This window comes from Gordonibacter pamelaeae 7-10-1-b (assembly GCF_000210055.1).
GTDB lineage: Bacteria > Actinomycetota > Coriobacteriia > Coriobacteriales > Eggerthellaceae > Gordonibacter > Gordonibacter pamelaeae.
In genome coordinates, this window is sequence record NC_021021.1 from 931,780 (window position 1) to 942,699 (window position 10,920).

The window sequence follows — 10,920 nt, forward strand, 5'->3', positions numbered from 1 at the left end:
GGGCGCGAGCTTCACCGATGCGGGAGCGGGCGCGAGCGCCGCGAGCCTCGAGGCGCTGCAGGCCGACCAGCAGCAGGTGGCGAACCTCACGCTGCCGCAGATGATCCTCTCGTTCATCCCGATGAACGTGTTCGCCGACCTGGCCGGCTCGCGCTCCACGTCCACCATCGCCGCGGTCATCTTCGCCGCCATCGTGGGCGTGGCCTACCTCAGGCTTCGCGCACGCGGCGAAGGCGCGGCCGACGTCTCCCCCGCCGCAACCGCCGCCGCGTGCGACCAGGCCGACTTCTTCAAGCGGCTCGTGGACAGCCTGTACGGCATCGTCATGCGCATCGTGGCGATGGTGCTCGCCCTCACTCCCTACGGCGTGCTCGCGCTCATCGCGCACGTCATGGCCACGAGCGACTACGCGGCGGTGCTCGACCTGGGTAAGTTCGTGGCCGTGTCCTACGGGGCGCTCGTGCTCATGTTCCTGGTGCACTGCCTCGTCCTGCTGGGGAACCGCGTGAGCCCGCTCGCCTACGTGCGCAAGGCGTTCCCCGTGCTCAGCTTCGCGTTCGTGGCGCGCTCGAGCGCGGGCGCGGTGCCGCTCAACATCGAGACGCAGACGCGCGCCCTGGGCGTGGACGAGGCCACGGCCAACTTCGCCGCCAGCTTCGGCATGTCCATCGGGCAGAACGGGTGCGCGGGCATCTACCCCGCCATGCTCGCCACCATCATCGCGCCCACCGTGGGCATCGACGTGTTCTCGCCCACGTTCGTGGCAGGGCTCGTAGCCGTGGTGGTGATCAGCTCGTTCGGCGTGGCAGGCGTGGGCGGCGGCGCGACGTTCGCCTCGCTCATCGTGCTGGGCACCATGGGGCTGCCCATCGAGATCGTGGGGCTTCTGGCCTCGGTGGAGCCGCTCATCGACATGGGCCGCACCGCGCTCAACGTGAGCGATTCCATGGTGGCCGGCGTCACCGCATCGAACGCGGTGGGCGCCCTCGACCGCTCAGTGCTGCGCGACCCCGAGGCACGCGTGAGCAGCGACGGCCACGCGGGGTTGTAGGCGAAGGGAGGCGAAAGGGCCAGCGCCTTACCAGTCAACCTCCTCGTACACGAACCCTTGCTTCTCCAACCGGTCGAACAGCTCTTCGGGGGTGACGGCCTCGACGGACGACGAGCGGAAGTCCTTCACGTTGCGCGTGACGATGTAGTCGGCCTTGATCTTCTCCGCGCACCGCGCCACCAGGCAGTCCTCGAAATCGCCCCACCGCGCAGCAAGCGCCTTCTGCGCATCTTCGGCCGATATGCCGATGAGCTGGAGAAACGACAAGTTGTTCTCGATAAGGTCCTGCGCGCCCTGGCTTCCGTAGTCTTTGCGCAGAAGGTAGTAGATATCGGTGAGCATGTTGACGCTGATGTACGTGTTGGCCTCGCCCACCACCCCCAGCAGGCACACCCGGCGCGACAGCTCGTAGAACGGCTCGCGGCGGTCGATATGGTCGATCACAATGTTGTTATCGAGCACCAAGTCCATAGCGGTCCCTCAACCGTGCGTCGCGTATCTCCTCGTCCGTCATGCCCGACGAGCGCTTGGTGTGGCAGGCGTCGAACGCCGCAATGCGGCGCTTGATCTCGTCCCGGTTCGGCTTGTCCTGCTGCTCGAAGGGAAGCGCATCGTGCTTCACCGCGTAGTCGAAGAAGCGGCGCACGGCCGATGAGGGCGTGTAGCCGTAACGCTGCATGACCGCCGCCCCCTGCTCCTTCACCTTGCGATCCAAGCGAACGGTCAGAACCGATTCCAAACCCTTCTCTCCCATGCCGTCACCTCCTTAGGTATTACTTGTAATACATTCTAGCAGAACCGAAGGGGAACGGCAAGATGGAGCAGCGCCACTCCCTCAGCCCCGCTCCCCCAGCATCCTCCGTAGCTCGGCCTGCACGCTTTGGTCGACGTTCGTGCCGATCACGCGGTCGGCTATCTGCTTGATGGCGTAGCGCGCGTTGCCCATGGCCACACTCATGCCGGCCATGCGCAGGATCTCGTAGTCGTTCATGGAGTCGCCGAACGCCATCATCTCGTCGGCCCGTATGCCGTGGGCGTCGAGAACCTGGCTCACGCCGGTGGCCTTGCTCACGCCGCGCTGCATGACGTCGATCCATTTGCGGCCGGACGGAGCGAACACGAAGTCGTCGTCCAGCTCGCGCGACAGGATATAGGCCATGTCCATGACGTCCTCGTCGCAGTACACCGAGGCCTTCAAGATGCTCACCTGGGGCGACGGCACCGCGTAAACGCGCACGGGATTCGGCAGGTTCTTGTCCACCTCGCGCTCGAACCGCGCCTCGTCATCCAAGAGGTAGCTGCGCGTCTCGTCGAACAGCGCCAGGTGCATGGTGTCGAAGAGGTCCACCACGCGCGCCAGCCGTTTCACGGCGGCGTGCGAGAACACCTCCAGGTCGACCAGCTCTCCCTCCACGATGACCTGCGCGCCGTTCGACGCCACGAAGTCCATGCAGTCCACGATGGGCTCGAACAGCTCGCACAGCGTATCGAAGCGCCGGCCCGACGTGGCCGCGAACCGCACGCCCTCCTCCCGCAGGCGCAGGATGAGCTCGTACGTGCCGTCGGGCACGCACTCGTTCGCGTCGAGCATGGTGCCGTCCATATCGCTGGCGATGAGCTTGAGCATGATGCCTCCTCCTTCGTTGGGGTGCGGCCACGCGGGCGGCGGCCTGCGGGCGGAGCCGCACCGTCCGGGCCGTTCGCCCCGCAGCCTCCGCTTTCCCGGTCATTGTACGGCCCGCCTCCGCCCCGTACCGTCTCTCCACCGATACTTTGCAGGAATTTGAACAAGCCGACAACTGGGCAGCCGGCAGGCAGCCCCGCGGCACGGCCTGGCTTCGCATGGGGCGCCTCTGGGCGTCAGCCCCTTTCGAATCCTGCCAGCTCGAGGCCGCGGAAGGCAGCGTACTGCTCGGCGAGGGCGCGCACCTGCTGCTCGCCGACGGCGTTGTCCCACCAGTCCGCCCTCACTTCAAGGCCGGCCCCCTTCTTCTTGGCGGTCCACGTGCCCGCCACCTTGCCGCGGCGCACGATGGCGCCCGGATTGGCCACCGTGCGCCATATCCGGCGCTGCAGCGCCTTGTCCGGCTGCAGAACGGCGCGGTCGCGCTGGTCGAGGTAGGGATCGTGCGCGGCCAGCAGCAACAGCTCGCGTTGCGGCGGCTCGGAAGCCATCAGTCGCTCCCGGTCGGCGGACAGGACGTACGCTTTCTTGCCCAGAAACCTCACCGGCTCCATCTCGTCCGAGGCCGCCCTCCACAAGCGGCGCGCCTGGGCGCCGGAGCATCCCAGCCACGCGGCCAGCCCACCGGGCGCGGTCGGCCCGTAGCAGTGGAGGAACTTCCGCACCAGCTTGCGAGCCGCCTCCGGATCAGGCTCCAGGGGACGGCCGAGCCAGGTGCGAAACGATGAGAACGCAGGGCTCGTTCCCTCCCGCGCGCCGAACACCACCAGGCCCTTGAAGGAGCAGGGACGCAGCAGGAAGGACACGGCCGCGCCGCCCACCGTCTGCTTGTCGGGGCTGCCGTACATCGACGGCTCGTTCCACAAGGAGCGCTTCCGCGCAGGCAGCAGCGGCTCCATCCACGCGGCCAGGGTTTGGTCGAGCGCCGCCTTGCCTACCACCGCCCGTCCGTCCAGCCGGGGCATGACCTGCTCAAGCAGGGCAAGCAGCTCGTCGAACCCCACGCCTAGGAAGTCGAGCGCCAGGCCGATGCCGCGCGTGTATATCCAGGGCTCGTCGCCTTCCGCTGCGAGCGCCGACAGGAACGCGGCGCCGTCGGCCGTCGGGAACACCATGGGCGCGCCGCGGAAGCTCCACGCCTGCAGAAGCGTCCGCTCCTCCAGCAGCATGCGGTCGCGGTCAGCCGCCCCGCACGCGGGCACGCGGTTGAAGAGCGCGGCCTCCCACGCGCCAGGAGGCGAGTTCTGCATACCACAGGCGCCCACCGCCGCAAGCGCGTCGTCGCGGCCGTAGAACGCGTCCAGATGGTGCGCCTGCAGCCTGAAGTTTCGCACCTGCCGCGCGTCCAGCTCCAGCTCCGCCATGCGACGCTCCTTTCGCCCCCGCTTCCCGCACTCGCTCGCGCGACTCCAACGCACCTTACCAAATCAGATGCCGCTTGTCCTGCCGAAATATAAAACCGCAGATCATTGGCTTCCGCAACCTCAGCGTGCGCGAAAAAAAGCGAAACGCACCCTCAAGGTGGTGGAGCGGGCGGCCCCGCAACGGCACTATGGGGGCACCGAAACGGAGGGGCGGGAGAACGCGGGGCGACCTATTCCGCACGCCTGCAAGCAAGCCGGCCGGCGAGCTCGCGCATCGCAGCCATGGCACCGTCGCGTTCGGGTATGATGCTTACCGATAACGAAAGGAACCTATCATGAGCTTCGCCGACAACCTCGTCTACCTGCGCCAGCATTACGGCGTGACACAGGAGGGCCTTGCCGAGCAGCTGGGCGTGTCGCGCCAGACCGTCAGCAAATGGGAGGCCGGCACGAACTATCCCGAGATGGACAAGCTGCTGGCGCTCTGCGACCTGTTCCACACGAACCTCGACGATCTCATGCGCGGCAGCGTGCACGTGGCGAACAAGGGCGATACCGAGCGCTACGACCACCACATGAACCGCCACAGCCTGTCCATGGTGGCGGGCGTGGCGTTTATCTTGGCGGGCGTGGGCGTGCAGTCGGTCATCGAGGCGGTGGACGTATTCGGCGACAACTTCCAGGCGGCCGTGTTCTTGGCGTTCGTCGTGGTGGGGGTCATGGTGCTCATCATGGGTGCGCTCAACCACGGCGAGTTCAAGCGCCGCAACCCCTCCATCGAGCCGCGCTACCCCGCCGACGTGCTGGACCGCTTCGGCCGCCGCTTCCCCCTCATGATCGCGGGCGGCGTGGGTCTCATTCTGCTGGCCGTGATCTTCCTCGTGGGTGCTTCGCCCGACGATGCCTACGCGCTGGTAGGCGGCGTACATCTGGAAGAGCTGCTGCTGTTGCCGTTCATGCTCACCATCGCCCTGGGCGTGGGCCTCATCATGTGGGCCTGCCTGCAGAAGTCGAAGTACGACCTGTCCGAGCTCACCTACATCGGGCACCGCCGCGAGCTGGGGGCCGACTTGCCGTCCACGGCTGTGGTCAAGTCGCCCGAGCAGGTGCGTGCAGAACGCATCATGGGCGTGGCCTGCGGCGTTATCATGCTGCTGGCCTTGATCGTGTTCCTGGTGTGGGGCTTCGTGCCGCTGTTCAACCAGATCGGCGGCTGGGACGGCATCGACAAGTTCGCGCTGAAGGAGGCCATACGCTCGGGCCAGGGCGGGTTCGCGGTCAGCTGGATCGCGTTCGCCGTGGGCGGTATCCTGTGCGGCATCGTGTGCCTGGTGGGCAGCGTGGCCTTCAAGTCGCCGGACGACTGGATAGCCGAGGCCAAGCAGGAGGACGCCTGGCTGAAGTACGCGCAGAGCGATGCCAAGGAAGACCCCTGGGCCCGCGGCCCCGAGCAGCAGGAAAGCAGTCCCGACCGGCCGGCCTGGAAGTAGTCGCAGCGGACGCTTGCGCGGGCAGCTGCGGGTTCGGCGCCCGCAGCGCCCTACTCTCCTAGCTTCTCGGCGGCTTCAAGCCATTCTTCCTCGAGAGCGTCGATCTGCGCTTGCAAGTCGTTGATCTGGGCTTGGAAGTCGCCGAGCGCACTGAAGTCGGTGGGATCGGCAGCGGCCATCTGCGCGCGCACGTCCTCGATCCTCCCGTTGAGCGTCTCCGTCTTGCGCTCGTTCGACTGCATGAGCTTGCGCAGCGTGCGGATCTCGCCGCCGGAGAGGCGGGAGCTTTCGGGGGATGCTTCTGTCCCAGATAAGCCCGAATCGGCGGCATGCGCAGGTCGTTGACGTGCGGGATTGCCGGCCGCCATGGAAGAGGGGGAAGCGTCGGACAACCTCAAATACTCGTCCACGCCTCCCGGCAGGTGGCGCACCTTCCCGTCCAAGATGGCGAACTGGTGGTCGGTCACGCGCTCCATGAGGTAGCGGTCGTGCGTGACCAAAAGCAGCGTGCCCGGCCAGCCGTCCAGCAGGTCCTCCACCGAGGCCAGCATGTCGGTGTCCAGGTCGTTGCCCGGCTCGTCGAGGATGAGCACGTTCGGCTCGTCCAGCAGGATGAGCATGAGCGCCAGCCGGCGCTTCTGACCGCCCGACAGGTCGCTTACCGGCTCGTTCAGATCGGCACGCGTGAAGCCCAGCTTCTCCAGCAGCTGGCCGGGCGTCACCTCCTTGCCGTCCAGCATCGTGCGGCGGCTGTAGCGGCCCACCACCTGCCGCACGCGGTCGTCGCCGAAGCGCGCCAGGTCGTCCAAGTGCTGCGACAGCACGGCGAAACGCACCGTCTTCCCTATCTTCACCAGACCGGCGCTCGGCTTCTGCAAACCCTGGATCACCCGTAGAAGCGTGGTCTTGCCCGCGCCGTTCGCGCCCACGATGCCGTAGCGGTCACCCGGGCCGATGATCCAGTCCACGTCGTCCAGCACGGTGCGGCCGGGGCCGTCCTCGCCGTCGAAGCGCACGGTCATGTGCTCCAAGTCCACCACCTGCTTGCCCAGGCGCGCCATGGCCATACGCTTGAGCTCCAGCTCGTTGCGCAGGGGCGGCACGTCGGCGATGAGCTCCTGCGCCAAGGCCACGTGGAACTTCGGCTTCGTCGCGCGCGCCCGCGCCCCGCGCGAGAGCCAGGCCAGCTCCCGGCGCAGGTCGTTCTGGCGCTTCTGCTCGGCCAGCGCCGCCAGCCGGTCGCGCTCCACGCGCTGCATGATGTAGGCCGAGAACCCGCCCTCGAACGGGTCGACCACGCGGTCGTGCACCTCCCACATGCGCGTGCACACCTCGTCGAGGAACCAGCGGTCGTGCGTCACCACCAGAAGCGCGCCCGCGCCCTGCTTCCAGCGCGCCTTCAAGTGCCCCGCCAGCCACGTGATGGCGCGCACGTCCAGGTGGTTCGTGGGCTCGTCGAGCGCCAGCACGTCCCAGTCGCCGATGAGCAGCCGCGCGAGGTCCACCCGCCGCCGCTGCCCGCCCGAGAGCGTGCCCACGCGCGCGTCCCAGGGGATGTCCGCGGCCAGCCCCGCGATGATGTCGCGCACGCGCGCGTCGCCCGCCCACTGGTACTCGGGCAGATCGCCCACCACGGCGCGCTCCACGGTGTCGTCGTCGGCGAGCGCATCGGCCTGCCCCAGCACGCCCACGTGCACCGTGCCGTTCTTCAGCACGCGCCCGTCGTCGGGCTCCAGGGTGCCGGCCAGCAGGGCGAGCAACGTGGACTTCCCGTCGCCGTTGCGGCCCACGATGCCAATGCGGTCGCCCTCCTCCACGCCCAGCGACACGCTGTCGAACACCGTCTTCGTGGGGAATTCCACCCGCACCTTCTCGCAACCCAGCAGAAACGCCATGTGTCCATCCTTCTTCGCCAACGTTCGCTCCCCATGATAGCGAAACAGCGCGGGTGCGGCGTTCCCATTCGCAAAACTGCACGGACGCCGGCGGCCTCAACCAACGGTTACGTTACAATAGGACCAAGCCCCCGAACATTTCCGAAGGAGGCGTTTTCGTGGAACTCCTCGAACTCTCCCTGCTGATGCTGGCAACGGTGCTGCTCTCGTCCGTCATCGACCAGCTCGTGCCCAAGGTGTCGTCACCCCTCATCCAGATCGGGCTGGGCCTGGCCATCGCCGTGGTGATGGGCACGCAGATCAACATCGACCTCGACCCGAACCTGTTCCTGGTCCTGCTCATAGCCCCGCTTCTGTACGACGAGGCCAAGAACCTCAACAAGCAGGCGCTCTGGGAGAACAAGCGCCCCGTGCTGTCGCTGGCCGTGGGGCTGGTCATCGCCTCGGCGCTCATCGTGGGATTCGCCGTCAAATGGCTGGTGCCCTCCATCCCGCTGGCCGCGGCGTTCGCCCTGGGCGCGGCGCTCGGGCCGACGGACGCCGTGTCGGTGGCCTCGCTGGCCAAGCAGGTGAAGATTCCCGCGCGGTCCCGCAACATCCTGGAAAGCGAGTCCATCATCAACGACGCCTCGGGCATCGTGTCGTTCCAGTTCGCCATCGCCGCCGCCGTCACGGGCACGTTCTCGCTCGTTGGCGCCACCGCGAACTTCTTCTTCGCCTTCCTGGGCGGCATCCTCGTGGGCGTGGCGCTGGGCTACCTGGGCAACTTCATCGTGCGGCGCGTGCGGTCGTGGGGGCTCGAGAACACGACGTTCCACGTGCTGTTCGAGGTGTTCGTGCCGTTCATCGTGTACCTCGTGGCCAACGCCCTGGGCACGAGCGGCATCATCGCCGTAGTGGCGGCCGGCATCCTGAACGTCGTGTCGCCGCGCACCATCGGGCCGTCCGTGTCGCGCATGAACATCGTGTCGACGAGCGTCTGGCGCGTGCTGGCCTTCGCCCTCAACGGCATCGTCTTCGTGCTCCTGGGCACGCAGCTCCCCCGCGCCATGCAGCGCACCTGGGAGAACGTCACCATCGACAACGGCGTGCTCATCGGCTACATCCTGGGCATCACGGCGCTCATGCTCGCCGTCCGCTTCGTGTGGGTGTTCGCCATGGAACGGCTCCACCGGCAGCGCACCGGCCGCATGACCCTCGACGAGCTGCGGTCCACGGCCATCATGACCCTGGCCGGGCCGAAGGGCACCATCACGCTGGCCGTGGCGTTCACCATCCCCTTCTCCATCCCCCAACGTGAGCTGCTGCTGTTCCTGGCGTGCGGCGTGATCGTGGTCACCATGCTGCTGGCCACCTTCGTGGTGCCGCTCATAGCCCCGAAGAAGGAGCCCGAAGACGTGGAGCGGTTCGACGAGGAGCAGGCCAGCATCGAGATGCTCCGCTCGGTGGTGGAAGAGCTGGCCGCGCGCCAGACCAGCGAGAACCGCGCTGCCACCCAGATGGTCATACGCGCCTACAACGAGCGCATCGCGCATTTGAAGAACAAGGGCGACGTGACGAACGAGTCCATGACCCCGCTGCGCCTTCGGGCGAACCGATGGGAACACGACTTCGTGCTCGACCTGCTGGAGCGCGAGGAGGTCGACGAGCTGGCAGGATACCGGTACCTCAAGCGCCTCTCGCGCACGGAGAACCTGCTGAAGCACCATGCCGACCGCATATCGCTGCAGATCGTCTACCTGCGCCTGCGCACGCTCGCGCATGCGGGCTGGCACCGGCTCGTTGAGGCGCTGCCCGGCGACGACCTTACCGAGCGCGTCCTGGCCGAGCGCGACCTCCGCGTGCGCAGCAACGAGCACGTCATTGAGAAGTTGCAGGCGGAGCTGGCCTCCCCGACGTCCGAGGAGCCTGCCGAGCATTTGAGCGCGCTCTTGCTGGAATACCAGCGCCTCGTGCAGACGGCACGCGCCGCGAACCCTTCCATCACCGCGCTCGCCACCTCGGTGGACAAGGCGGCGGACATCAAGCGCGCGGGCCTGCGGCTCGAGCTCGAGGCCATCCAGTCAAGCTACGAGGACGGATCGCTGCCCCGCGCCTCGTACAAGCGCCTGCGCGAGAACGTGGCCCTCATGCAGATGGACCTGGAAGACAATTTGTAGGAGCGCCGGACGGAGCGCCGCCCTCCCCGGCCAAACGCCCCGTCCCGCTTCCTACATCAGCGTCATCACTGCCGCGACGAACGCCACCGTCAGCACGAGGCCGGCGAGCATGATGGCCCAGACGGCAGGACGGGCCCAGTTCATGGTCCAACCGATGCCGAAGCGCTCGGGTAGAAACAGGCTGGCGTCGTCGGGATTGTAGTAGAACACACCCAGCTTCCAATGTTCGTCATCGTCGGCCAGCAGCCTTTCGGAAGCGGCCATGCGCGAGAACACGCGAGAGCCCCCCTGACCGTAAACCAGGCTGACAACGATGGAGCCCACCACTATCACCAGCGCCAAGGCCACCACGAACACGCCTGCCTGCTCCAACCCTATCACGCCGATAAACGACAGCTCCATGACGGGACCCAACACGCTGAGAGCCAGGCCGCCTGCCACCAGCAAGATGCTCTGGGCACGGGCGAACATGCCGTAGGCCAGCGCCGAGGTGGCAGGTGCGGATGGGTTCGACGGCCTCTTCGAGCGCAGGATGGTCCAGTGCGCAAACGCCATGCAGGCCGCTACGAACGCCACGATGAGCGCAGGAACGAGTATGGTGAACGGGGTTTTCTCCATGTACTCCGTCACCTCGCCCTGAAAGTTCATGTGCTGCGGGATCAAGTCGGGCATCTGCGCGTACCCAACGGCGCCGATGGCCAGCGTCACGGCAATGACGGGCAGGTACAGCAGGTTCCACTTGAGCGAGACCGCGCGCGGCACGGGCGCGTCGCCCACCACGGCCACCGACTCCCGTGCGCTGGCCTGCCAACCCTGCTCCTTCTTGTAGGACCGCACCTTTGACCGGAAATACAGCATGAGGCCGTAGCTCCCGATGCACAGCAGCAGCATGCCCACGCACAGCACGGCCAACGCCAAACCGGCATCGCCCGTGAACGCCCCAAAAGCGCCTACCGCGGTGAGGACGGCGGTGAGCGTGGCCATGAGCAGGGCGTAACGCCGCTTGAGTCGACGCAGGTAGGGGTCGTGCGCCGCCGTGTCGGGCACGGTGACGGCGAACACCTCGCCGCGCCTCATGAGGAACGGCGTTACGATGGTCATGATGCCCGTCAAGGGGACGAGCGCGACGGTGAAGGCGAGCATCGTCGCAGCGAACTCGGTTGCGTTTCCCTCCATGGGCGCGTCACGCGTCCTTTCCGCAAGCAGGGGCGAAGCCGGCCTCGATGGGAAGCCTGCCGGCTCCGGCCGCCCGCGCAGCCTGGGTGGATGGCACAGAG

Annotated in this window: 9 protein-coding genes; 3 read left to right on the forward strand and 6 right to left on the reverse strand. The window is 67.1% G+C overall.

All coding sequences use genetic code 11. From position 1 onward, the window contains the following. On the forward strand, positions 1 to 1,051 hold a 1,051-nt coding region (locus tag GPA_RS04410), incomplete at its 5' end, for a cation:dicarboxylate symporter family transporter (protein ID WP_041239074.1). 27 nt (positions 1,052 to 1,078) lie between these two features. On the opposite strand, the gene GPA_RS04415 is transcribed toward GPA_RS04410, so the two are convergent. The 4 genes from GPA_RS04415 to GPA_RS04430 form a co-directional block, all read right to left on the reverse strand. Beyond that, positions 1,079 to 1,522 (reverse strand): type II toxin-antitoxin system VapC family toxin, encoded by a 444-nt coding sequence (locus tag GPA_RS04415; RefSeq protein WP_015539062.1) that lies wholly within the window; start codon positions 1,520 to 1,522, stop codon positions 1,079 to 1,081. Next, positions 1,503 to 1,805, reverse strand: coding sequence for a type II toxin-antitoxin system RelB/DinJ family antitoxin (locus tag GPA_RS04420; protein ID WP_015539063.1), 303 nt, complete (start codon positions 1,803 to 1,805; stop codon positions 1,503 to 1,505). The genes GPA_RS04415 and GPA_RS04420 overlap by 20 nt, the downstream gene beginning before the upstream one ends. A gap of 81 nt (positions 1,806 to 1,886) precedes the next feature. Continuing rightward, on the reverse strand, positions 1,887 to 2,678 hold the full coding sequence (locus GPA_RS04425; RefSeq protein ID WP_015539064.1) for an HAD family hydrolase: 792 nt from the start codon (positions 2,676 to 2,678) through the stop codon (positions 1,887 to 1,889). Positions 2,679 to 2,911: 233 nt separating this feature from the next. Next, positions 2,912 to 4,099, reverse strand: a complete 1,188-nt coding sequence (locus tag GPA_RS04430; RefSeq protein WP_015539065.1) for a winged helix DNA-binding domain-containing protein — start codon at positions 4,097 to 4,099, stop codon at positions 2,912 to 2,914. Positions 4,100 to 4,434: 335 nt separating this feature from the next. On the opposite strand from GPA_RS04430, the gene GPA_RS04435 reads away from it, so the two are divergent. After that, entirely contained in the window at positions 4,435 to 5,589 is a 1,155-nt protein-coding gene (locus GPA_RS04435; protein WP_015539066.1) for a helix-turn-helix domain-containing protein, read from the forward strand. A gap of 50 nt (positions 5,590 to 5,639) precedes the next feature. On the opposite strand, the gene GPA_RS04440 is transcribed toward GPA_RS04435, so the two are convergent. Beyond that, positions 5,640 to 7,484 (reverse strand): ABC-F family ATP-binding cassette domain-containing protein, encoded by a 1,845-nt coding sequence (locus GPA_RS04440; protein ID WP_015539067.1) that lies wholly within the window; start codon positions 7,482 to 7,484, stop codon positions 5,640 to 5,642. Positions 7,485 to 7,642: 158 nt separating this feature from the next. Here GPA_RS04440 and GPA_RS04445 point away from each other — a divergent pair, with 158 nt between their 5' ends. Next, positions 7,643 to 9,643: a cation:proton antiporter gene (locus GPA_RS04445; protein WP_041239077.1), complete on the forward strand. Its 2,001-nt coding sequence runs from the start codon at positions 7,643 to 7,645 to the stop codon at positions 9,641 to 9,643. 51 nt (positions 9,644 to 9,694) lie between these two features. On the opposite strand, the gene GPA_RS04450 is transcribed toward GPA_RS04445, so the two are convergent. Then, the gene (locus GPA_RS04450; RefSeq protein WP_015539069.1) at positions 9,695 to 10,819 is read right to left on the reverse strand and encodes a DUF1648 domain-containing protein; all 1,125 of its coding nucleotides are present in this window, start codon (positions 10,817 to 10,819) and stop codon (positions 9,695 to 9,697) included. Positions 10,820 to 10,920: the final 101 nt, after the last annotated feature.